At 35.4% G+C, this 24,236-nt stretch carries 25 protein-coding genes and 1 tRNA gene; 21 read left to right on the top strand and 5 right to left on the bottom strand.

Annotated elements, in window-relative coordinates; translation table 11 throughout:
- Nucleotides 1-104: 104 nt before the first annotated feature.
- Both Q73A0000_RS01045 and Q73A0000_RS01040 read right to left on the bottom strand, forming a co-directional pair.
- Nucleotides 105-689, bottom strand: coding sequence for an MliC family protein (locus tag Q73A0000_RS01045; protein WP_193812242.1), 585 nt, complete (start codon nt 687-689; stop codon nt 105-107).
- Nucleotides 690-988: 299 nt separating this feature from the next.
- Nucleotides 989-1,915, bottom strand: coding sequence for a DsbA family protein (locus tag Q73A0000_RS01040; protein ID WP_193812241.1), 927 nt, complete (start codon nt 1,913-1,915; stop codon nt 989-991).
- Nucleotides 1,916-2,082: 167 nt separating this feature from the next.
- Between Q73A0000_RS01040 and Q73A0000_RS01035 the strand changes: the two genes are divergently transcribed.
- Nucleotides 2,083-2,376, top strand: a complete 294-nt coding sequence (locus Q73A0000_RS01035; protein WP_193812240.1) for a winged helix-turn-helix transcriptional regulator — start codon at nt 2,083-2,085, stop codon at nt 2,374-2,376.
- Nucleotides 2,377-2,448: 72 nt separating this feature from the next.
- On the opposite strand, the gene Q73A0000_RS01030 is transcribed toward Q73A0000_RS01035, so the two are convergent.
- Nucleotides 2,449-2,522, bottom strand: a tRNA-Ile gene (locus Q73A0000_RS01030).
- Nucleotides 2,523-3,099: 577 nt separating this feature from the next.
- Nucleotides 3,100-3,498, bottom strand: a complete 399-nt coding sequence (gene mce, locus Q73A0000_RS01025) for a methylmalonyl-CoA epimerase (RefSeq protein ID WP_193812239.1) — start codon at nt 3,496-3,498, stop codon at nt 3,100-3,102.
- 268 nt (nt 3,499-3,766) lie between these two features.
- Between mce and rbfA the strand changes: the two genes are divergently transcribed.
- From rbfA to Q73A0000_RS00975, 10 genes are all read left to right on the top strand, one after another.
- Nucleotides 3,767-4,129 carry a 30S ribosome-binding factor RbfA gene (rbfA, locus tag Q73A0000_RS01020; RefSeq protein ID WP_193812238.1) on the top strand — a complete coding sequence of 121 codons (363 nt, stop codon included), beginning with the start codon at nt 3,767-3,769 and terminating at the stop codon, nt 4,127-4,129.
- A gap of 24 nt (nt 4,130-4,153) precedes the next feature.
- Entirely contained in the window at nt 4,154-5,365 is a 1,212-nt protein-coding gene (locus Q73A0000_RS01015; RefSeq protein ID WP_193812237.1) for an ABC transporter permease, read from the top strand.
- Between the two features lie 131 nt (nt 5,366-5,496).
- Nucleotides 5,497-6,615, top strand: a complete 1,119-nt coding sequence (locus Q73A0000_RS01010) for an endonuclease (RefSeq protein WP_193812236.1) — start codon at nt 5,497-5,499, stop codon at nt 6,613-6,615.
- Nucleotides 6,616-6,874: 259 nt separating this feature from the next.
- Complete coding sequence (locus tag Q73A0000_RS01005) at nt 6,875-8,917, top strand: endonuclease (protein WP_193812235.1); 2,043 nt, start codon at nt 6,875-6,877, stop codon at nt 8,915-8,917.
- Between the two features lie 224 nt (nt 8,918-9,141).
- Nucleotides 9,142-9,915: an ion transporter gene (locus Q73A0000_RS01000; protein ID WP_244140777.1), complete on the top strand. Its 774-nt coding sequence runs from the start codon at nt 9,142-9,144 to the stop codon at nt 9,913-9,915.
- A 345-nt stretch (nt 9,916-10,260) separates the two neighbouring features.
- A complete protein-coding gene (locus Q73A0000_RS00995; RefSeq protein WP_193812234.1) occupies nt 10,261-10,998 on the top strand; it encodes a shikimate dehydrogenase family protein in 738 nt (245 codons plus the stop codon).
- 66 nt (nt 10,999-11,064) lie between these two features.
- Nucleotides 11,065-13,050 carry a DUF349 domain-containing protein gene (locus tag Q73A0000_RS00990; protein ID WP_193812233.1) on the top strand — a complete coding sequence of 662 codons (1,986 nt, stop codon included), beginning with the start codon at nt 11,065-11,067 and terminating at the stop codon, nt 13,048-13,050.
- A gap of 3 nt (nt 13,051-13,053) precedes the next feature.
- Nucleotides 13,054-13,647: a hypothetical protein gene (locus Q73A0000_RS00985; protein ID WP_193812232.1), complete on the top strand. Its 594-nt coding sequence runs from the start codon at nt 13,054-13,056 to the stop codon at nt 13,645-13,647.
- Between the two features lie 56 nt (nt 13,648-13,703).
- A complete protein-coding gene (gene ribD, locus Q73A0000_RS00980; RefSeq protein WP_193812231.1) occupies nt 13,704-14,729 on the top strand; it encodes a bifunctional diaminohydroxyphosphoribosylaminopyrimidine deaminase/5-amino-6-(5-phosphoribosylamino)uracil reductase RibD in 1,026 nt (341 codons plus the stop codon).
- Nucleotides 14,729-15,334 (top strand): YigZ family protein, encoded by a 606-nt coding sequence (locus Q73A0000_RS00975; protein WP_193812230.1) that lies wholly within the window; start codon nt 14,729-14,731, stop codon nt 15,332-15,334. Before ribD ends, Q73A0000_RS00975 begins: the two co-directional genes overlap by 1 nt.
- A 53-nt stretch (nt 15,335-15,387) precedes the next feature.
- Here Q73A0000_RS00975 and Q73A0000_RS00970 read toward each other — a convergent pair whose 3' ends face one another.
- Nucleotides 15,388-16,095, bottom strand: a complete 708-nt coding sequence (locus tag Q73A0000_RS00970) for a zinc metallopeptidase (protein WP_193812229.1) — start codon at nt 16,093-16,095, stop codon at nt 15,388-15,390.
- Between the two features lie 108 nt (nt 16,096-16,203).
- Between Q73A0000_RS00970 and Q73A0000_RS00965 the strand changes: the two genes are divergently transcribed.
- The 10 genes from Q73A0000_RS00965 to Q73A0000_RS00920 all read left to right on the top strand — a co-directional run bounded on the left by Q73A0000_RS00965 (nt 16,204) and on the right by Q73A0000_RS00920 (nt 24,236).
- A complete protein-coding gene (locus Q73A0000_RS00965; protein ID WP_193812228.1) occupies nt 16,204-17,343 on the top strand; it encodes a GNAT family N-acetyltransferase in 1,140 nt (379 codons plus the stop codon).
- 7 nt (nt 17,344-17,350) lie between these two features.
- Nucleotides 17,351-17,539: a hypothetical protein gene (locus Q73A0000_RS00960; RefSeq protein ID WP_193812227.1), complete on the top strand. Its 189-nt coding sequence runs from the start codon at nt 17,351-17,353 to the stop codon at nt 17,537-17,539.
- Between the two features lie 116 nt (nt 17,540-17,655).
- Nucleotides 17,656-18,027, top strand: a complete 372-nt coding sequence (locus Q73A0000_RS00955) for an NADH-quinone oxidoreductase subunit A (protein WP_193812226.1) — start codon at nt 17,656-17,658, stop codon at nt 18,025-18,027.
- 40 nt (nt 18,028-18,067) lie between these two features.
- The gene (locus Q73A0000_RS00950; protein WP_208458795.1) at nt 18,068-18,625 is read left to right on the top strand and encodes an NADH-quinone oxidoreductase subunit B; all 558 of its coding nucleotides are present in this window, start codon (nt 18,068-18,070) and stop codon (nt 18,623-18,625) included.
- Nucleotides 18,626-18,630: 5 nt separating this feature from the next.
- Nucleotides 18,631-19,125, top strand: a complete 495-nt coding sequence (locus Q73A0000_RS00945) for an NADH-quinone oxidoreductase subunit C (RefSeq protein ID WP_193812225.1) — start codon at nt 18,631-18,633, stop codon at nt 19,123-19,125.
- Between the two features lie 41 nt (nt 19,126-19,166).
- Complete coding sequence (locus Q73A0000_RS00940) at nt 19,167-20,390, top strand: NADH-quinone oxidoreductase subunit D (RefSeq protein ID WP_193812224.1); 1,224 nt, start codon at nt 19,167-19,169, stop codon at nt 20,388-20,390.
- Between the two features lie 71 nt (nt 20,391-20,461).
- On the top strand, nt 20,462-20,971 hold the full coding sequence (gene nuoE / locus Q73A0000_RS00935; RefSeq protein ID WP_193812223.1) for a complex I 24 kDa subunit family protein: 510 nt from the start codon (nt 20,462-20,464) through the stop codon (nt 20,969-20,971).
- Between the two features lie 12 nt (nt 20,972-20,983).
- Nucleotides 20,984-22,339 carry an NADH-quinone oxidoreductase subunit NuoF gene (nuoF, locus tag Q73A0000_RS00930; RefSeq protein ID WP_193812222.1) on the top strand — a complete coding sequence of 452 codons (1,356 nt, stop codon included), beginning with the start codon at nt 20,984-20,986 and terminating at the stop codon, nt 22,337-22,339.
- Between the two features lie 47 nt (nt 22,340-22,386).
- Nucleotides 22,387-23,211, top strand: coding sequence for a hypothetical protein (locus tag Q73A0000_RS00925; protein WP_193812221.1), 825 nt, complete (start codon nt 22,387-22,389; stop codon nt 23,209-23,211).
- Between the two features lie 26 nt (nt 23,212-23,237).
- Nucleotides 23,238-24,236: a 2Fe-2S iron-sulfur cluster-binding protein gene (locus Q73A0000_RS00920; protein WP_193812220.1), complete on the top strand. Its 999-nt coding sequence runs from the start codon at nt 23,238-23,240 to the stop codon at nt 24,234-24,236.

The following is a 24,236-nucleotide window of genomic DNA, read 5'->3' as shown; positions in this document are numbered from 1 at the left end:
GTAAAATTAAACCTACCATTTTTGAAACCAAAAAAGTCCTGTTTTTCAACAGAACTTTTTATGATATCTCAGTTAGCATTTTGCTAAAGGTAGAAATGTAATTTTTAGTTTTTAAATACCGTTTTTCCGTCCTTGGTCAATTCGTACTGATCAGCTTTACCACGTAATTCGTAGTGGTCATTTTTGTACCAGATTCCTGAGGCTGCTTTTTCTTCTTCAAGATCAATTTGATCACCGCCGTTTAAATATGCTTTTACAGTTCCGTCTGAATTATTAAAATCCATCGTCAAAACATCGCCTTTATCATTTTTCGCTTCCAGATTAACTTTATCATCGGTATGTTCAAAAACTACTTTACCGTCTTTTGTCAATTCAAGATCGTTGCCTTTTCCTCTTAATTCGTACGTATCATTTTTAAACCATATTCCTGACGCCGATTTCTCCTGCACTAACTCAATTGTTTCGCCATTAAAATTAACGGTTGCAAGACCTTTAATAGGATCAACCGCCAAGTCGAGTGTTTTACCGTTTTTGTCTGTTGAAGTTGTTTTTATAATTTGATCTGAATTGGTCTGATCAACGGATTCTGTAGTGGTTGTAACATCCGTACTTTCCTTCTTTGCAGTATCATTGCAAGAAGTTAGAAATAAGGCCGAGGTCATTGCAAGTGTTAAGATAGTCTTGTTCATTTTTAATATTGTTTTTTTTAAAGTTTCTATAATTTTAAACTTAAAAGTCGGCACCATACAATACAAGAACATTGCCAAAATAGGTAATTAGAACCTTTTCATCATGGTTCTAACTTAATAGAAAAACCGTTTGATCGCAGTTCAATCTGTAATTCATTAAACATTATTAAAGTAAAAACTTGCACCTTTATAAACATTTTGATTTAGACCAAATGGATTGATTTGATGACCCAACAAAAAAGAGAACTCCCACATTTTTGGAAATTCTCTTTTGTATATTTTGACAGAAAAAGAAGTAATTAATCAGTGGCTTTTTTAAGAGTCCACATATTTCCATTTTTTGTCGTTGTTTGAATTAGTTTTCCTTCGTCAGTCAGTTGCTCTAAAAGAGTTTCGCTTTCCGATTTTGATAAACCTGATAATTCGGCAAATTCTGTTTTTGTCAAAGTCAGATATTTTGCAAATAAGCCGCTCCATGAATGATCGTATTCTTTTTTAACTGCTCTTGGAAAAGTTTTTAGAACGGCATTTTCATAATCCTGATACGGCCTGAAACCGTAAACGATTTCCTGATTATTTTCACCGTCTATAAAAAACAAGGTAGGAAAACCTCTCACACGCATGTTTTGCGCCAAACTTAAGTCTGCCTGAAATAAATCTTTCGCCCGTGTTTCGTAATCTTTTTTAAGTTTTACAGGATCCAGGTCATTTTCCGTGGCAGCCTGACTCATATATTCCCACTTCGTAATATTTTTCTTTTCCAGAAAAACCATTTCTCTCAAAGTTCGCATAAAGGCAATCGCTTTCTCATCATCCTGCATCTGTGCTGCTTTAAATGCAATAGAAGGCGGATATGAAGAATTCAACGGATCTTCAAGCCACAGATCGCCATCAATCGGCATATCGTAATATTCGCTTACTTCGTCCCAGTGATGAGCCACGTCAGACGGTTTGCTGATTCCGCCACTATTGTACTTCCAATCCGGTAAAAGTCCACCCATTCGGTAATCGATTTCAATCTGATCGCCGTATTCCAGTTTTAATTTTCGCAGTTGAGGTTCAATTCCCCAACATGAAGAACAAATAGGATCGGTGAAGTAAATGATTTTTACAGGTTTTGTTTGACTGGAAACAAATTCGGTTTCTGCCACCTTTTCTACGGTTGGTATTTCACAAACCCCAGTTTCAGGGTCACATAAGAGTGGATTATTAAATGTATTTTCCATAATTGAATTTTTTTGTTGACTGTCACAATCACTTTTAAATAAGAAAGTTAAAATGAAAACAGCGTGATTGCTTTCGTCGTACTTAATATATTGATTAACTTTGAAGCAAAGGTCCGCCAATTAACCTGACTTCACAATAAGTCAGAAAAATATGACTACTCAAAAGAATGGAAAACGAAAACTCCTGTCCTGCAGAAGGATTATTAAAATTACTTTCCGGTAAATGGAAACCTCAAATTTTCAAACTTGCACTTGATGGTTCCGTCAGGTTCAGTTCGCTGTTGCGCGATATAGAAGGTTCCAATAAACAGTCGATTGCAGTGGCTTTAAAAGAATTGGAAGAACAGGGTTTGTTAGAAAAAACAACCGTTCAACTAAAACCTTTGCATATCGAATACAATTTGTCTGAAAAAGGCAAATCATTAATTCCGGTTTTCCGCCAGTTGGAAATGTTGTCGTAGTGGTTTATTAACAACAATTTTACGCAAAAAAAAAGCACCTACATTTCTGTAAGTGCTTCTATTCCAATATTGTGGCCCCACCTGGGCTCGAACCAGGGACTTGCTGATTATGAGTCAGCTACTCTAACCAGCTGAGTTATAGGGCCTAACTTTATTTCCGAAGAAATACCGTCTCAATTGGTTTGCAAAAATAGCGTTTTTTTTAAAAAATCAAAATTATTTTAAGGTTTTTCCTGATAAAGTTGGCCTAAACTTTTTTTTTAAACGCAAAGGCGCAAAGAATCCTTTACAATTCGAATGTTTTTCATGCTGCTTTTAAGGCGCAAAGGCGTAAACTTAGCAAAGCGCGCAAGAAATTCTTAAACCGCAAAAGAGACAAAAGAAAAATGTAAAAAAAAAAAAGAATGCATAAGAATGTATAAGAATTGTGCTTCTGAATTTTTGCAGCCTTTTGATGGGCTATCTGATAAAATGTTTTTGAGTCTTTTGCTGTTAAAAAAACAAAGTACTGAATATTGTTCGACGTTTTCTTTAAACGCAAAGACGAAAAGAATTCTTTTATAATTCGAATGTTTTTGATGAAACTTTTAAGGGCGCAAAGGCGTAAACTTAGCTAAGGGCGCACATAATTACATTGCTCTTTTTACTTTCGTCTTTGCTTTTAAGAGTGGGTTGAAAAATTCAGCATTCACCATTCTTGGTTCTTTTTACTTGGTTCGCTCTTCAAGATTTCTCTTGACACAATTCTATTAAAATTCCGTTGGTGGATTTTGGATGGAGGAAAACGATCAGTTTATTGTCGGCGCCGTCTTTGGGTTCTTCGGAGATGAAAATGAATCCCGCAGCTTTTAATCGTTCGATTTCGGTGTAGATATTTTCGACGCCAAAAGCGATGTGGTGAATTCCTTCGCCGCGTTTGTCCAGGAACTTGGCGATGGGACTTTCTGGATTGGTAGCTTCGAGGAGTTCGATTTTGGATTCTCCTAGTTCATAGAACGAAGTGGTGACTCCTTCCCTTTCCACAGATTCCTGCTTGTAGTTTTCTTTGCCTAATAGTTTGGCGAATAAGTCATCGGAGGTTGATAAGGATTTTACGGCGATTCCGAGGTGTTCTATTTTCATGGGTGCGAGGTGTTGGATGTTAGGTGTTGGATGATAGATGATCAATTTAAATTTTCTGTTCTATTTCTAATATCATATCTGCTTTTAATATTGGATCGGGTTTGCGTGAGGGCGGAGTGCATTGTTGGAGCTCTTTTTCTGAGGCTGGCCTGGCGATGGCGGAAAAAAGCGACTGCACGTAGACCGACCTTTTTTTGCGTTGGCCTTTTTGGTGCTGTAAAAAAAGGGCACGCCCCAATAATTCAAACAAAAGTAGTAAATTTGCGCCATGAACGAAAGCAACAGACAAAAAAAAGTCGCCCAAATTATACAAGAAGATTTTGCTGAATTTTTCCGCAAACAGGCTTCAGAAAGCAAACAATCTTTTCTAATCACCGTTTCTGATGTGAAAGTAACGGCTGATTTAAGTATTGCAAAAATCTACCTGAGTATTTTCCCAGCAGAATTCCGTAAAGAAATTATGAAGGAAATTCTGGTTAATAAAGCTGCTTACCGAAACTTTATCGGACAGAAAATGGGGAAACAAGTTCGGATTATTCCGGAATTGAATTTCTACCTGGATACGACTTTGGACGACGTTGAAAAAATTGAAAAAGAATTGAGAGGCGAAGGTGATAATCCGATCCTTTAATCTGTTGTAAAACGTTATTTTCTTTTGAAAAACACTGCATTTTATATTGCTACACGCTATCTTCTGGCTAGAAAAGGAAGTACGGCCGTCACTTTTATTACGTGGCTGGCTGCAGTGGCGATGCTGGTTGCGGTGGCAGCGATGTTTATCATCATCTCTGTTTTTTCGGGTTTAGAGGATCTTAATCAGGATTTGATTACGAATTTGCACGCTGACATTACGGTTAAAAGCACCAAAGGAAAAGTGCTGCCGAATATCGATAAAGCCACTAAAATCATTGGTCAGAATAAAGAGATTGCTCACTATTCGAAAGTGATCGAAGAGAAAGCATACCTTCGTTTTCGGGAAAATGGTGATATTGCCAATCTGCGTGGAGTCGATTCTGCTTATATCTTTGTTAACCCAATTAACAAGAATATTTTATACGGTACTTATCCGAGTTTTAAATTTTCCAACGAAGTGTTGATGGAAAACAAACTTGATAACCGACTGACGATTCCTGTTGGTGAAGGAGCTGATTATGCCACGATTCTGATGCCCAAACCGGGTACCGGAATAATCAGTAAGGAAGAAGATATTTTTACCAAAAGAGATATTTATGTTTCGGGGATTTTTCCTGGAAATGACCAACTCGACAATACGATTATTTCGCCAATTGAGTTAGCTCAGGAACTTTTGAAGTTACCTAAAAACTCCGCTTATCAAATCGTTATTAAATTAAAAAATCCCGAAAAAGCGGATGAGGTTAAAGACCAACTTTCGAAGTTATTGGGCAGCGATTATGAGTTAAAAACCAAGAAAGAAGAAAATGCTGCTTTCTGGAAAATGATCAACACCGAAAAACTGTTTATCTATTTGATTTTTGCTCTGGTAATTTTCATTACGACTTTTAATTTAGCGGGCGCCATTATTATTTTACAGCTCGATAAAAAAGAACAGGCTAAATCACTTATGTCCCTGGGAATGAACATGAAGTCGTTGCGAAATATTTATTTCTATACCGGACTTTTAATTGTGTTTTTCGGGATTATCTGCGGATTGGTTTTGGGAACAATTATTTGTTATATTCAAATTAACACTGGTTTTTTCAAAGCTGGATCGAATACCGATTTGCCATTTCCTGTTCGAATCAATATCAGTAATTATTTCATTGTAACTGCCACCGCCGGAATCTTTGGTATCGTGGTCGCATGGCTTTTTTCAAAGGTCAATAAAACGCATTTCAAAGCGGATTAATATTTCTGTATTATTTTATTTAACTTTGACTTCCTTTTTATATATGCAGTTGCGTTGATTTTCATCCCTTTCCTGTATTTCTAAAAGGATGATTTTTATTTTTTAAAATTTACTTTAATTATTATTTCATAATGAAAAAACTCTTTACTTTTTTACTTGCAGCGACGGTTACAAGTTCTTCCTTTGCACAGATTCCCACTGGATATTATGACGGAACTGCCGGATTGACGGGATATGCTTTGAAAACAAAGTTAAACACAATCATTTCTGAAGCTAATGGCGCACAGGACTTAGGTTACGGCGGATTGTGGATTACTTACGCGACGTCAGATGTCGATAAATACTACGAAAAGAACGGTACATTGCTCGATATGTACTCTGAAAGACCAGCTGGTCCGGATGCTTACGAATACATAATTGGTTCGCCTGCTAATGGTGGAAACCAATGCGGATCTCAAAACCAAAACAACGAAGGTTTCTGCTATAATAGAGAACATTCCTTACCAAAAAGTTACTTTGGTGGACAAACTCAAGTCCCTATGGCGAATGATGGTCATTTTGTAGTGCCTTCTGATTATTACGTCAACAGCAGACGGGGAAATTTCCCTTATGGAGAAACCAGTACACCAACTTGGACTTCTACCAATGGAACTAAAATCGGAAGCTCTAATTTCCCAGGATACAACGGAACGATTTTCGAACCGATTGATGAATTTAAAGGAGATTTTGCCAGAATGCATCTTTATTTCATTACGAGATACCAAGATAAACTGGCTTCATTTGCACCTTTTCAAAGTGCCGAAAACCCCTTAGACGGAACTGTTGACAGAGGTTACAAACAATGGTATATTAATTTACTATTAAAGTGGGCAGCTCAAGATCCTGTTTCTCTGAAAGAAATTGATAGAAACAACGCCGTTTATGCAAGACAGAGTAACAGAAACCCTTTCATCGATCATCCGGAATGGGTGAATATGATTTGGACTTCTACCCTTTCTACCACTGATGTTGCTGCATTCAAAAAAACACTTTCTGTATATCCTAATCCAGTAAGAAACGGACAATTGCATCTTTCTGGTTATGGTTTAGAAGAGGTTTCAAATGTTCAGATCTATTCTATGGATGGAAAACTAATTCAAACTGTTAATCAGAATTTTAAAAATTCAAATAAGATTATTCTTAAAGATCAAACAAAAGGAGTTTATATTTTGAAAACAAACTCGCAAGCTGTAAAATTCATTGTAGAATAATTTTACAAAAAATGCTAAAACAACAAAAACCGATGTCTCACATCGGTTTTTTGTTGTTTTTTAGTGAGATACTTTTCAACTCATGGTTAAACTTCATTTTAATTTTATTAAAATCATTTTATTTGTTCCAATAAAATTAAATACCTCACTAAATTCACTTTATTATTTCGAAAAACATAAAAAACAGAGGTATTTTATGAAAAACCCTTTTTTTTACTATTTTTTTTTACCTTTGCCCTCCAATTTTATATTTAAGATTATGAAAAAGTTAACTACTCTTTTGCTTGGCTTTATGTTTTCGTTAACATTAGCACAAGCTCCTGCCACTTATTATGATGGCACAACTGGTTTAACCGGTGCCGCTTTAAAAACAAAACTCAGCGCAATTATTTCAGCCGGCGCTATAGACAACGGTTACAATGGATTGTACAATGGTTATCCTACAACAGACACCGATAGTTTTTATGAAAATGACGGAAGTGTTTTAGACATGTACTCGGAAAATCCAAACGGTACAGATCCTTATAATTTCCGACACGGTATTAAGAAATGTGGAAATTACAGTTCAGAAGGAGATTGCTATAACAGAGAACACGTCGTACCACAAAGTTTCTTTGGAAGTAAAGCACCTATGGTTTCTGATATTCATTTCATTCGTCCAACCGACGGAAAGGTAAATGGAATGAGAAGCAACTACCCTTTTGGTAAAGTGACTAATGCTGCATTTACGTCAAAAAACGGAACTAAAGTTGGACCAAGTACTTCAACTGGTTATACAGGAACAGTGTGCGAACCTATTGACGAATTCAAAGGTGATATCGCCAGAATGATTTTTTATTTTGTAACCCGATATGAAAGTAAACTTTCAGGATTTTCTTCAGGAGGAATGTTAGGAAACACCACTTATCCAGGTTTAACAGAATGGGAGAAAAATGTGCTGTTAACCTGGGCCGCTCAAGATCCAGTTTCGCCAGCAGAAATTGTGCGTAACAACGCCTCATACGTTTTCCAAAAAAACAGAAATCCTTTTATCGATCATCCAGAATGGATTCAAACAATATGGGGAACGCAAGTTATTGATAACGAAAACCCTTCTACTCCAACTAATTTAGTTTTAAATTCGATTTCTACTGCGTCCGCTAATTTAACCTGGACTGCCTCAACAGATAATATTGGCGTAGCTTATTATAAAGTATATGTTAACGGTACTTTTCACATGAACTCCAGCACCAACGCTGTAACAGTTTCTGGATTGACTCAGGGAACAGCTTACAATTTCTATGTCATTGCTTCGGATGCTGCAGGAAATGTGTCTCCACAAAGTAACACGGTATCAGGTACAACTTTAATCGATAACGAAGCACCAACTGCACCAACGAATTTAACTTTAGGTTCAGTAGGCACAAACAATATCGCAATAAGCTGGACTGCTGCAACAGATAATGTTGAAGTTGCTTCTTATGATATGTATGTAAATGGACAATTAATGGGTTCTACGACTTCTACCAATTCTAATATTGCCAACCTAGATCCTTCTACAACTTATACGATTTATGTCGTTGCGAAAGATGCTGCCGGAAACGCTTCTCCAATGAGTAATTCGGTAACAGCAACCACTCTTGCAATTGGTTTAAACTGCGGTGATGAGAATTTTGAATCGATCCCAGCTTCTGCTGCGACCTATTCTACTTACAACTGGACAAGCAACGGAATTTCCTGGACCTCAGAAGATTCCAGAACCGATGAAACGATTAATGGCAGAGCAATCACAATTAGAGATGGTTTCCTTACCGCTTTGTCTGCACCGAACGGAATTGGTGATTTAACAGTAACTACTTTAAGAAAATATTCTGGAGGAACAGGAACTTTTAAAATCTTCATCAATGATATTGATACCGGAAAAACGATTCCATACGGTGCAACTAAAATGACTACAACGGTTACTGGGCTTAATGTTTCAGGAACCGTAGAAATCAGTTTAGTAAATACCAGTACAAAAGATAGAGTCGCGATTGACGATATGAAATGGACTTGTTATGCAGGTTTAGCAACGAATGAAAACACGATTTCTAAATCCAATTTTACGATTTATCCAAATCCAGTTAAAAATGGAGAATTAAACATTACCGGTAAAGATTTAACGAATATTGCAATTGCTCAGATTTTTGATTACAGTGGAAAATTAGTTCAAACAATTTCTCAACCGTTCAGAAACAGCAATAAGATTATTCTTAAAAACTTACCAAAAGGAGTTTATATTTTAAAAGCAGGTCAGCAATCTGCGAAATTTATTATTCAATAAAAATTTAATTTTTAAATAGTATTAAAGACTGGTGGTTTACATCAGTCTTTTTTTTATTTTTGACGCTTTGGGAATCGTGGCAAATATTTTCCTTAAATCTCCAGTAAAGTTTTTCGGCAATAAATTTCAGAAATGGAGCTTTCTTAATGCCACGAAAGTTTTAATTAATTAAAGACGTCCGAATTATTTTCAACCCAACACTATTTTAATTTAAACCAGATAATATGCTGAAGAAAAAAGTTTATGAATTCATCAATGAAGATTCATGGTTTCAAAAGTTCATCTATACGCTGATCATCTTAAACGTTCTATCTTTAATTCTTGCCTCTTACAAAGAGATTTTCGGAATGTATAAAGTGTTCTTTGAACTGTTCGAACTCTTTTCAGTCATCGTATTTTCAATCGAATATGTTTTAAGATTGTGGACGGCAGATCTACATTTTGAGAAAGGCACGAGTTTTTCAAAAAGAATAAAATTCAGTGTATCAACATATGGTTTAATTGATTTAATTTCAATTTTACCATTCTATCTGCCACTATTCTTTCCTTTTGATTTAAGAGTTCTAAGAATCCTACGACTGTTTCGACTGCTTCGTATCTTTAAACTTGGACGATTATCCAAATCTTTACAAACGATTATGAGTGTGCTGAAAGACTCGAGATCAGAATTATCACTCACCTTATTTGTTGCCTTTATCTTATTGATTTTATCATCAACTTTAATGTTTTATGTCGAGAATGATGCACAACCAGACAAATTTGAAAATATTGGGCAATCACTTTGGTGGTCTGTCGCTACATTGACAACTGTTGGCTATGGCGATATTTATCCGATTACTCCTTTGGGTAAACTTTTAAGTTCGGCCATCGCCATCATTGGAATTGGAGTTCTTGCGTTGCCAACCGGAATCATAAGTTCCGCTTTTATCAATAGACTTGAAATGGATAAAAAAAGTGAAAAGGAATGCGAATGTCCGAATTGCGGAACTAAATTTTAATTAAAGAATAACGTAACCATTTAGAACACTTGATTATTTTAATAAAAATTATTTAGTATATGACAAAAAAATATAATTAAAGTTTTTCAACCACAAAAGTAACAAAAGAGAAAAGTATAAAACGTTCCTAATTTCAAATAAGTAGAACGCTTTTTCATCAACCATTTTTTATCTTTAATACAAAATTTTCTACGCTTCAAAATGCTAAAACTTTTGTGCCTTTTGTGGTTGATTTTTTTTGTCATGCACTAAAGTAAAAATGAAGTGAAACAATACATCAAATAAACTTTTAAAATAAAACAGCTCAGAAGCCGCTATCTACTTTCCTTTTATTAATTTTGAACCATGGATCAACACATCAAATTAGGGCTTATCGGGAAAAACATTTCCTATTCTTTTTCTAAAAATTATTTTGAAAATAAATTCAAAAAACTATTTCTTAAAAATCACACTTATAGCATTTTTGATCTAAATGATATTGCCGAAGTGGACCAGATTTTTAAAGACGGAAATATAAACGGTCTTAATGTAACCATTCCTTTCAAAGAAAAAATAATTCCTTACCTCGATGAATTAAGTGATGAAGCTGAAAAAATCGGAGCTGTAAATACGATTCTTATTAAAGACAATATTAAAAAAGGTTTTAATACCGACGCTTTCGGTTTTGAAAAAACACTTTTACTTCATAAAAAAGACCATCATACATCAGCTTTAATTTTAGGAAATGGTGGCGCTGCAAAAGCGGTGAAATACATTTTAGAAAAACACGGAATTTCTTATCAAACCGTTACCAGAAATGGAGATTTGAATTTCGAAAATCTTACTGAAGAAATCGTTCGAGAACATCCATTAATTATTCAATGTACTCCAGTTGGGACTTTTCCGAATGTTGAAGATTGTTTGAATTTTCCGTTTTCTGGTTTGACTTCAAAACATTTAGTGATCGACCTTATTTACAACCCAGAATATACGTCATTCATAAAAATGGCGGCTGAAAATGAGGCAAAAACAGCCAATGGTTTTTATATGCTTGAACAACAAGCAGAAAAAGCATGGGAAATTTGGAATGTTCAAAAAAAATAAGTTAATTTAGTGCACGGTTTATCTTTGAAAATAAACCAACCAAAAAAACTTAATAAAAAGACTGCTATGATTACAGAAGATTCACTTTCTGAGAACCACGAGAAAGAACCTATTAACCAGGAAATTCTAAACGAAACACCATCTGAAACCTCTACTGCAACAGAGACTGAAACTCCAGTAGATGCGGTTATAGAAGAACCTAAGGAAACTGAAAAAGTAGAAGAAGCTCCTGCAGAGGTTGCACCAATTGTTGAAGAACAGCCTTCTGAAGAACCCGAAGCTAAAGCTGAAGAGGTTTCTAAAGAAGAATCTAAAACAGTTGTTTCTGAAAAACCAGCAGAAAAAGAAGAGGAAGAACATCATGAAGAGGAGTTGGAAGATCTTTCAAAATTATCTTTACCTGAAGTTCTGACTTTAATGGAAGCCATCGTTAATAAGGAAGATGCTGGCGCTCATTTTAGAAAATTCAATCAACTAAAAGAGCAGGCGAATCATTTGATTCACCATCAAACTGAAGATTTAAAAAGTGAATTCGTTGCGGCAGGAAATCCGGTTGAACTTTTCAGTAATCAACATCCTTCGCAAGCAAAACTTTCAGGCTTACTGAATATTTATCGTGAAAAAAACGATGAATACCATAAAAAACAAGAAGAAAATCACCATATCAACTTAGAGCACCGTCAGACGATTATCGAAAATCTGAAAAACCTCTATACGAATACCGAAGCCGGAACCAATCTTTTTAAAGCAATCCGCGAAATTAAGGAAGACTGGAAAAACGCAGGTCAAGTTGCAAAATCTGAATTCAAATTACTGAATAACAATTACTTCCACCATTTAAATCAGTTCTATCAGATGCTTGATATGAACAAAGAATACATGGAGCAGGAATTTGCACATAATTTAGAAAAGAGACAGCACATTATTGAAAGAGCTAAAGAATTGCAACTGGAACCTTCCGTGCAAAAAGCGCTGAATGAATTGCAGTATCTGCATAAACTTTGGAAAGAAGAAGCAGAACCTGTTGCTGAAGAATTCAGAGAAAAAACATGGGACGAATTCAAGGAGATTTCTAATAAAATCCATGACAGAAAATCTGAACTAACCGAGCAAATCGAAAAAGAACAGAACGATAACTTGGCTCGTAAGAATGAAATCATCGGCGAAATCAAAAAAATGGCTGAAGCTGCCAAAGAAACCAATCATAATTATTGGCAAAACTCCATTAAAAAAGTGGAAGCCTTGCGCACCGAATTTTTAAAATTAGGAAATGTTCCGAGAAAAGTATCCAACCAAAACTGGAATGATTTCAAAGAACATTTAAGAAACTTCAATGTTAAGAAGAATGAATTTTACAAAGGTTTAAAAAATTCTCAACAAACAAACCTTGACGAAAAATTGAAATTGATTACCACAGCAAAAGATAATATGTTATCTGAAGAATGGGATATCATCGTTCCTTTATTTAAAAAGTTACAGGAGGACTGGAAAAAAATTGGTCACGTACCAAGAAGCATGACCAACAAAGTTTGGGATGATTTCCGCGAAGCTTGTAATACTTTCTTTAATAATTACAGAGAGAAAAATAATGCTGCAAACGATAACTGGAAAGAAAACTTTAAGAATAAAAAAGCACTTCTTGAAGAATTAAAAGAAATCGGCAACGAAGAAGGAAGTGTTGAAAAAATCGAGCAGATTAAATCGAAATGGAATAATATCGGAAAAGTACCGAGAGAAAAAATTACGATTAATACTGAGTTCAACAAAGTACTCCGTGATAAATTGAAACTGAACAAGATTCATGAATATGACTTGAAAGAAGAAGGACTTTCTGAAAATCAAGTAACCGACAAAGCCAGAAAAATCAAAAATCAAATTGCTGATTTAGAAGCTGAAATCGTGAAAATGGAAAATAATCTTGGATTCTTCAGCAATTCATCAAGAGAAAATCCTTTATTGAAAGATACTTACGAGAAAATTGATGATAAAAAATCTCAACTCGAAAGCATGAAACAAAGTTTGCACAGTATTCTTATTGGCGAAAATCAATAAAAAATGATGATAAAAAAACTATTCTTATTACTATTCATAAGCGTTTTATCTTTCGTTAAAGCGCAAGACGATGTTCCGGATTTGTTATCAATTCCCGGTCCGATTGAATATGATGGTTCTGAATATTTTTTATCCTGGAGCAAACCAATTTCGAAAACATTGTATCGGCAACAGTATTTGCCGAGAGATGAACAGATTGAAGACTTCACGCAACTCCTCGATTTTTCTTATTTCACTAAAGAAATTGAAATAGAATTGGCGGTGCGTCAAAAAGTAGAAGGAATACAGCAAAGATCAAAATCAGATAAATTCGCGAAAGTAAATGTGATTGAAAGTCCGGATGGTACAGAATATATCGTCGATTATTTTATTTCTGAAAGTCCCGAAAAAGGAGATTCATTTTTAGAATACAATGTCTATCGTTTTAAGAGTCTTACGAACGGAACCGATAAAAGTTTTCTGATTTTATCTCATGCAAAAAGAATGTACGGCGATTTGAAATCATCTGCGAAATCTATGGCAAGACAAAGAGATCATCTTCTTACCACGATGATTGAGTTCAAAATTCCGGAAATTACAGCTACAGCTAAAAATTAATTTTTAATTAAAAAAAATAAAACACTCAGCAAATAGCTGGGTGTTTTTTAATTCAGATGAATCACGAAATTTACATGCAGCGTTGTATTGATCTCGCTAAAAAAGCATTGGGAAAAACGTATCCAAATCCTTTGGTTGGTTGTGTGATTGTGCATAATGACGAAATCATCGGTGAAGGTTTCCACGAAAAGGCAGGACAACCTCACGCTGAAATTAACGCAATTAATAGTGTTAAAAATCCAGAACTATTAAAAGAATCTACCATTTATGTTTCTTTGGAACCTTGTGCACATTTTGGAAAAACACCGCCTTGTGCCAATAAAATTGTCGAAATCAGTTTTAGAAAAGTGGTCATCGGAACACTGGATTCTCATGATAAGGTGAATGGAAAAGGAAAACAGATTATAGAAGATGCCGGAATTGAAGTCATTTCAGGAGTTTTAGAAAAGGAATGCCAGGAATTAAATAAACGTTTTTTTACTTTTCATCAAAAACACAGACCTTTTATTATTTTAAAATGGGCAGAATCTGGAGATGGATTTTTAGATAAAGATTTTAAACCTACTCAGATTGGAAATCCTTTAACCAAGCAATTTGTTCATCAGTTGAGAAGTCAGGAACATGCAATTTTGGTTGGAACAAATACGGCTTTAATCGATAATCCAAGTTTAACAACGAGAGAAATTGTGGGTCGAAATCCGGTAAGAATTTTAATTGATTTTGATTTAAAAGTTCCTACAGATTTTAATTTATACAATGACGAAGCGGAAACGATTGTTTTTAATTCTGTGAAAGAAACCGTTGAAGGAAATATTACCTTCATTAAAATAGAAAAGGAAAACTTTTTAGAAAATTTAATGAAGAAATTAGTTGAACAACAAATTCAATCAGTCATTATAGAAGGTGGACGTTTTACGTTGCAACAATTTATTGACCAAAATCTTTGGGACGAAACGATGATCATTAAAAATGAAAATCTGCAATTATTAAATGGTACAAAAGCTCCAGAATTTAATTTTGAAAAATTCGAAACCAAGCAATTTCGAGATAACACGATTGAATTTTATAAAAATTCTCAATAATGGAATTTTCATTTGACACCATAAAATCGCCGGTTGAAAATATACTTCTCAAAGAAAAAGGAAGCAAATTCATTGGTTTCGCATTTCCCGTAGAAAACGAAAAGGAAGTAAAAGAAGCATTGGGAAAAGTCAAAGAAGAACATCCAAAAGCCACGCATCATTGTTATGCTTTTCGATTGGGAATGACTGGTGAAAATTACCGTGCAAATGATGATGGCGAACCTTCGGGAAGTGCCGGCTTACCGATTTATAATCAATTACTGGCAAACAATATCACTCAAGTTTTACTGATTGTCGTAAGATATTACGGCGGAACAAAATTAGGTGTTTCAGGTTTGGTGAAAGCTTACAAGGAATCGGCAAAACTGACTTTAGAATCCTGTGAAATCATCACCAAAGAATTGCAGTCTGAAATTGAAATTCAATTTGAGTTTAATCAACAAAATGTCATTTTCACTTTATTAAATAAGTTTGGTGCAAAAATCCTCGACTTCAAAACCGAAGAAAAATGTACGATTTCCGCAAAACTGAAAACCTCTGAAAAAGAAAACATCTCAGAGCAATTGTCTGAGATGCAAAATATTTCTTTTGAATTTCGATCGTAAAGTTTGAAAACCATTTCCAATTTTCTCCTTTACTCTATTATCTTTCCCTTTTATTAATCTCTTCTGCCCATCAACATTGACGCCCAGTATAAAAGTTGTGCTAATGAACCCAAAGCTGCTACCACATAAGTTCTGGCAGCCCAAGTCAAAGAATCTTTTACACCGACATATTCTTCTGTAGTAACCGTTCCAGTATCTTTTAACCATTTCATCGCACGATTACTAGCATCGTATTCTACCGGTAAAGTCACAAAAGAAAAAAGAGTGGTCAACGCAAACATCGCTACACCAATTGCAAGAACTGTTGTATTTCCATTTGGATTTTCAATGGTTCTGGTTGCACCCATTAAAACGATACCACCAATCAAAACGAACTGCATTAAATTAGAACTGATATTCACCATCGGCACTAACTTTGAACGCAAATTTAACATTGAATAACCTACAGCATGTTGAACGGCATGCCCACATTCATGAGCTGCAACTGCAGCTGCGGCTGCATTTCTTTGCATATAAACTCCTTCAGATAAATTGACGGTCTTATCACCTGGATTATAATGATCGGTCAATTGTCCAGGAACCGAAATTACCTTAACATCACTGATTCCGTTGTCTCTTAACATTTTTTCGGCGACTTCTTTTCCGGACATTCCATTTCGCAAATGTACTTGCGAATAATGTTCGAATTTTGATTTTAACCTGGAGGAAACTAACCAGCTTACCAACATTGAAATCCCAATAATTACATAATACCCTGTCATTTTTACTTTTTTTCTAAATTTAATAATCGACTATCTAACAATAAAAAACGTGCCAAAGTTTTTAGTTTTGGCCGAATGATTTATCTTTGTTTTCTCAAACTAAAACTGATGAATGTTATTACGATTCTTGAAGTAAAAACCGATGCTGATTTAAAAAATTTCATCAAATTTCCGATGGAACTTTACAAAAGTAATGAAAATTACGTCCCGCCATTAATAAATGATGAAAAGAACATCTGGAACCCGAAAGAAAATGCGGCTCTGGACTATTCTGAATTCAAAAAATACCTGGCTTACAAAGATGGAAAAATTGTTGGCAGAATTGCGGTGATGATCAACTATAAAGAAGTCAATGAATTAAAAATCAACAAAGTGCGTTTCGGTTGGCTAGACTTCATTGATGATTTGGAAGTTTCAAAAGCATTGATTCAGAAAGCGATTGATTATGCGAAAGAAAAAAAGATGTCTAAAATTGAAGGGCCAATGGGTTTCACCAATTTAGATAAAGCAGGAATGCTGACTATGGGTTTTGATAAAATCGCAACCATGATCGGTTTATACAACTTTGAATACTATCCTGAACATTTAGAAAAATTAGGTTTAGTTAAAGAAAAAGAATGGGTAGAATTTGAATTAGATTTTCCAGAAGTTCTCTCAGAAAAAGTTCAGAAATTTAGTGCGTTAATTGCTGAAAAATACAAATTACGAGTTCTGGAATTCAAGAGCAAGAAAGAGATTTTACCTTATGTAGAACCAATGTTTAGGCTATTGGATGAAACTTACAAAACGCTTTCAACCTACACTCCTATCACCGATGAGCAAATCAAAACGTATCGGGAGAAATATTTCAGCTTTATTGACAAAGACTATATTGTGTGTATCGTTGATGAAAACAACGAACTGATTTCTTTCGCGATAACAATGCCTTCTTATTCGAAAGCCCTTCAGAAAGCCAATGGGAAGTTGTTCCCTTTTGGTTGGTATCATTTTTTACAAGCTGGTAAAAAAAACCTGCGTGCTAATTTTTACTTGATAGGAATTCATCCTGATTATCAAAGACGGGGTGTAACTTCAATAATATTTAAAGAAATCTGGAGAAATTTCAGCAAAAAAGGCGTTAAAATCCTGGAAACAAATCCAGAATTAGAGGAAAACAAGAGCGTACAAGTCCTTTGGCAAGATTACAATCCGGCAAATCATAAGCGACGCAGAACCTATTCGATGGAAATTCTGAACGAAAAAAATTAAGATAAAAATGAAAAAGCAACTCTATATTTACATGGCGATGATTATCGCATTCATAGCGTATAACCAGTTTTTTCAAGTGAAAGATGACCGATTGAATGAAATCATTAACATTCTATTTGCCAGTTTTCTATTTCTGTACATTACCTATATGGCCTACTTGCTTCTCAAAAGAATTAAAAGCACGGATAAAAAATAGGTATTATGCTTTCCATACTTTAAATTTTTCATTGCTTGTAATGATATTTAGGAGCTATAATTTTTTCTATACTACATAATTCCTTAAATTTGCATCATTAAGAAAATAATGTTAAGATGAATCTTCCCGAAAATTATATCCCGATTATTATACAGATTGCGGTTAGTGCAGGTTTCGTTTTACTCTCCATTTTAGGAACTCATTTTTTAGGACCGAGACAAAAATCAACGTCTATCAAAAAAAATGAAAGTTTTGAATGTGGTGTTGAAGTAGAAGGAAATGCAAGAACACCGTTTTCTGTTAAATATTTTCTAACTGCAGTACTCTTCGTACTGTTCGATATCGAGATTGTCTTCTTTTATCCGTACGCGGTCAACATCCGTGAATTCGGTGTTGAAGGTTTCTTCGCAGTACTTACGTTTATCTCTATATTTTTTATCGCGTTCATCTACGTATGGAAACGCGGTGCATTAGATTGGGATAAATAGTCTGTAAATTTGAATCTTTAGTAACTTTAAGAAAATTAAAATGTCTGATAATAAACCAGTAATAAGAATGGATGCGGAAGCTCCAGAAGGTTTTGAAGGAGAAGGATTTTTCGCCACCAAACTCAGCAGTGTGATTGGTATGGCAAGAAAGTTCTCACTTTGGCCGTTACCTTTTGCTACTTCATGCTGTGGAATTGAATTCATGGCAACCCTTAATCCAACTTTCGACGCCTCAAGATTTGGTATGGAAAGAAACTCTTTCTCACCAAGGCAAGCTGATATGTTAATGGTTTGTGGAACCATTTCAAAAAAATTAGGTCCTGTTTTAAAACAAGTATACACCCAAATGGCAGAGCCAAAATGGGTAATCGCTGTTGGTGCCTGTGCATCAAGTGGTGGTATTTTCGATTCATATTCGGTGTTACAAGGGATTGACAGAATTATTCCTGTTGATGTATATGTTCCAGGTTGCCCGCCAAGACCTGAACAAATTATCGAAGGAGTAATGCAGGTACAAGCACTTTGTGAAGGCGAAAGCATCCGCAGAAGAGATCTTCCCGAATACCAACAATTATTAGCATCTTACGATATAGATTAATAGAAATGACGAACGAATTTGTTTTAGAAGCAATTACCAGAGAGTTTCCCGAATCCGTAATTTCGCATGAGACACCTTACGATTTCTTAACTTTAGAAATAAAGAAAGAAGATATCAAAAAGGTGATTCATCACTTAAAGGATTCTTCTCTTCAAATCAATTTTCTAACTGATATCTGCGGAATTCACTATCCTGACACCCCAGAAAAAGAAATCGGTGTGATTTATCATCTTCATAATATGATGACTAATTTCAGAATTCGTTTGAAAACTTTTATGACCAGAGAAACTGCAGAAGTAGATTCTATGACTGACCTTTATGCTGGTGCTAACTGGATGGAAAGAGAAACTTTTGATTTCTACGGAATTAAATTTAAAGGACATCCTGATTTAAGAGTAATCCTGAATATGGAAGATTTAGGTTATCACCCTATGTTAAAAGAATATCGTTTGGAAGATGGTACCAGAACCGACAAAGACGATAAAATGTTCGGAAGATAATTAGTTGAAAGGAAACCCTTTTTACTTAAAGTCAAAAAATTATGAAAGACAACGCACTCTCAAATATACTTAACCAACACGATTCTAAGGAACAAATTGACGGTCAATTATATACCTTAAATCTTGGTCCAACTCACCCGGCGACCCACGGAATTTTTCAGAACGTCCTAACAATGGATGGAGAAAGAATTTTGCATGCTGAACAAACCGTTGGATACATTCACCGTGCTTTTGAAAAAATTTCTGAAAGAAGAAACTTTACTCAGATTACAACTTTAACGGACCGAATGAATTATTGTTCGTCTCCTATTAATAATATCGGATGGCATTTAACTGTTGAAAAACTTTTAGGTTGCGAAATTCCAAAACGTGTAGATTATATGCGTGTGATTATGATGGAGTTGGCAAGAATTTCAGATCACTTGATTTGTAATGGAGTTATTGCGATGGATGCTGGTGCGATTACAGGATTAACTTATCTTTTTCAGGAAAGAGAGAGAATCTACGAAATGTATGAAGAAGTATGTGGAGCGAGATTAACAACTAACATGGGAAGAATCGGAGGTTTCGAAAGAGACTTTAGTCCGAAATTTCATGAACTTCTACAAACTTGGTTGAAAAAGTTCCCTATTGTATGGAAAGATTTCTGTGTTTTGAATGAAAGAAACAAAATATTCATGGACAGAACTATTGGAGCTGGACCTATTTCTGCGGAAAGAGCTTTAAGTTATGGATTCACTGGTCCTAATTTACGGGCAACAGGCGTAGATTATGATGTAAGAGTTGCTGATCCATATTGCTCTTATGAAGATTTTGATTTCATAATTCCAGTAGGAACTTCCGGAGATACTTATGACCGATTTATGGTTCGTCAGCAGGAAGTTTGGGAAAGTTTAAAAATTATCGAGCAAGCCTATACTAATTTACCTGAAGGACCTTTTCATGCTGATCTACCAGATTTCTATCTGCCGGAAAAAGCAGATGTTTACACGAAGATGGAAGCTTTGATTTATCACTTCAAAATCGTGATGGCAGAAACTGAAGTTCCGAAAGGAGAAGTTTATAACTGTGTTGAAGGTGGAAATGGTGAGTTAGGATTCTATTTGGTAAGCGACGGAGGAAGAACTCCTTATCGTCTTCACTTTAGAAGACCTTGCTTTATTTATTATCAAGCATATCCAGAGATGATTCAGGGTGGTTTGATTTCCGATGCAATTGTTACTTTATGTAGTATGAACGTAATTGCAGGTGAACTTGACGCTTAGTCAAATGTTATAGAATTATAAATTAGAGAGTACATTGTCATCATACACTGTACATTTTAGAAAAAAATAAAATGAGCGAAACGATTGCTTTTACACCTGAAACATTAGCTCAGGTTCATAAAATTACCGCAAGATATCCGGTCGAAAGAAAAAAATCAGCACTGATTCCAGTGCTTCATTTGGCACAAAAAGAATTTGGTGGATGGTTACAAGTTCCAGTAATGGATTATGTAGCTGAGCTGCTGGAAATTAAACCAATTGAGGTTTATGAAGTAGCGACTTTCTACAGTATGTTCAACATGAAACCTGTTGGAAAATACGTTTTAGAAGTTTGCCAAACAGGACCTTGTATGCTGAATGGTAGCGATGAAATCATTCAATATATCAAAGAAACCTTGAATATCAATGCTGGCGAAACTTCTGCCGATGGATTATTTACTTTGAAAACGGTAGAATGTCTTGGCGCTTGTGGCTATGCTCCGATGATGCAACTCGGGAAATTTTATCATGAACATTTAACAAAAGAAAAAGTAAACGAAATCCTTGAGCTTTGCAGACAGGGAACGCTTGCTTTGGATTAATTTATAAGAATAATGAGTAAAAAACTTTTACTTAAAGACGCGCATATAGAAGGAATCCGGACCTTCGAAGTTTACCGAAAACAAGGTGGCTACGATGCTGCGGAAAAAGCTTTCAAAATGATTCCCGACGAAATCACCGAAGAAGTAAAAACTTCTGGACTGAGAGGTCGTGGTGGAGCAGGTTTCCCTACCGGAATGAAATGGAGTTTTTTGGCAAAACCAGAAGGCGTACCAAGATATTTGGTGGTGAATGCTGATGAATCTGAACCCGGAACTTTCAAAGACCGGTATTTGATGGAACATATTCCCCATCTTTTAATCGAAGGAATGATTATTTCTGCTTTCGCTTTGGGAGCTCATACAGGATATATTTATATTCGTGGAGAATTTGCCTGGATTCCAGATATTTTGGAAAAAGCAATTGAAGAAGCCAAAGCCGCTGGATTTTTAGGAAAAAATATTTTAGGAACAGGTTTCGATTTAGAAATTTATGTTCATCGTGGTGCTGGTGCCTATATCTGTGGTGAAGAAACTGCCCTTTTAGAATCTCTGGAAGGTAAAAGAGGAAACCCTCGTTTGAAACCACCCTTCCCTGCTGTTAAAGGACTTTGGGAATGCCCGACCGTTGTAAATAACGTAGAAACAATTGCCGCAGTTGTTCCAATTATTAATATTACTGGAGCAGAATACGCTAAGATTGGAGTTGGCCGTTCAACAGGTACGAAATTAATTTCTGCGTGTGGTAACATCAACAAACCAGGTGTTTACGAAATCGACATGACCATTTCCGTAGAAGAATTCATTTATTCTGATGAATATTGTGGTGGTATTCCAAACGGTAAAAAATTAAAAGCCTGTATTCCAGGTGGTAGTTCTGTACCGATTGTTCCCGCTAATTTATTATTAAAAACCATCAATGGTGAACCAAGAATAATGAATTATGAATCCCTTGCTGATGGTGGTTTTGCTACCGGAACAATGATGGGTTCAGGAGGATTTATCGTTTTAGATGAAGATCAGTCTGTAGTTAAACATACTTTAACGCTCTCAAGATTCTACGCTCACGAAAGTTGTGGACAATGTACCCCTTGTAGAGAAGGAACACCTTGGATGCGTATGATTTTAGAAAAAATCTACAGTGGAAAGGGAACGATGGCAGATATTGATTTGCTGTGGGATGTTCAAAGAAAAATCGAAGGAAATACAATTTGTCCGCTTGGTGACGCTGCCGCTTGGCCAGTTGCTGCAGCAATTCGTCATTTCCGTGATGAGTTCGAATGGTATATTGATAATCCGGAATCTCAGACAAGAAATTATGGTTTAGCTCATTATGCTGATCCAATTCCGGTTCCTGCAAAAGCAGAGTAAAAAGAAGTTTTATATAGAAGAAATAAAGAGCTCATGCTCTTTTAGAAATGAAGAAAGTAATAGTTTTATCAGCACTGTTTTTAGGATTTGGTTTTGGCTTTGGTCAAGACGCAGCACCTAAAAAAGAACCATTATCAAAAAAAGGACAAATGTTTGTTTTTTATGGTTGGAACAGAGGAGCCTTTAGCAACTCAGATATTCACTTTAAAGGAAATGGGTATAATTTTCAATTAAATAATGTTGTGGCACACGACAGACCCACGTCTTTTGGAATTGTTTATTTTGACCCAGCTTGGTTTACGGTAACACAATATAATTTTAGAGCAGGATATTTTATAAAAGATGATTTAGCTTTAGTTTTAGGAATTGACCACATGAAATATGTGATGGATCAAAACCAAACAGTTAATTTTTCAGGAACTATTTCAGACCCAAAATATGCTGCAATGGTCAACAATGGACAAGTTAATTTAGCTGACTCACAATTTCTTACTTTTGAACATACCGATGGACTTAATTATGAAAACATAGGTCTTGAGAAATATAAAAATCTTATTAACAAAAAGAATGTTGATTTGGTTTGGTCTTATGGAGCTGGAGTTGGCGTGATGTTTCCGAAAAGTAATGTGAAACTTTTCGGAAACGAAAGAAGTGATAGATTTCATGTTGCCGGTATTGGGACAGATGCAAGAACAAGTCTTAACTTAGTTTTCTGGAATCACTGGATGGTGAGAGTTGAAGCAAAAGCTGGATACATCAATATGTGGGACATCAAAACTACTTTAAACAATAAACCGGATAAAGCGAGTCAGGATTTTGTCTTTGGGCAAGTCCTCGCCGGAATAGGTTACACCTTTAATACGAAAAAATAATAAATTCATTTTTGAATTCATCTATAATGAGCGAAGAAATTAAAAAATTCAAAATAACCATAGACGGACAAACTACCGAAGTTTTGCCTGGTACTTCTATTTTAGAAGCAGCGAGACAAATCGGCGGTAAATCTGTACCACCCGCAATGTGTTATTACAAACCGCTGGAATCAAGTGGCGGTAGATGTAGAACTTGTTTGGTAGAAGTTTCTAAAGGTTCTGACGCTGATACACGACCGATGCCTAAATTAGTGGCAAGTTGTAGAACAAGCGTAATGGACGGAATGGAAGTAAAAAATCTTCAGTCTGAAAAAACACAGGAAGCTAGAAATGCGGTAACCGAATTCTTATTAATTAATCACCCGCTAGATTGCCCAATTTGCGATCAAGCTGGAGAATGTCATTTACAGGATTTAAGTTACGAGCACGGTTTAGAAAAAACAAGAACAGAATTCGAAAGAAGAACTTTTGAACCGGAAGATATTGGTCCTAATATTAAATTGAATATGAACCGTTGCATCTTGTGCGCAAGATGTGTTTTGGTGGCTAATCAATTGACTAAAGAAAGAGAACACGGTATTTTATTCAGAGGTGATCACGCAGAGATTTCAACCAATTTAAATAAAGCTTTAACGAGTGACTTCATCGGAAACGTAATCGATGTTTGCCCAGTTGGTGCTTTAACAGATAGAACGGCTAGATTTGCAAGCAGAGTTTGGTTTACAAAACCGATGAACGGAACTTGCGAATGTTCTAAATGTGCAGGTAAAGCTGTCGTTTGGATGAAAGGCGAAGAAGTGATCAGAGTAACTGGTAGAAAAGATCAATACGATGAAGTTCAGGACTGGATTTGTGACGAGTGCAGATTCCATAAAAAGGATTTGAAATTTTGGACTATCGAAGGACCACGTCATATCGATCGCCATTCGGTAATCTCTTTGAACCATTACGAAAAACCTAAAAATATGATTAGTCTTTTGGATAATCCAGATGCCAAAGAACTAAGCGATAAAGACGTGAAATAA

Source organism: Kaistella flava (ex Peng et al. 2021) (assembly GCF_015191005.1).
Lineage (GTDB): Bacteria > Bacteroidota > Bacteroidia > Flavobacteriales > Weeksellaceae > Kaistella > Kaistella flava.
This window is presented reverse-complemented; position numbering and strand designations above follow the sequence as displayed.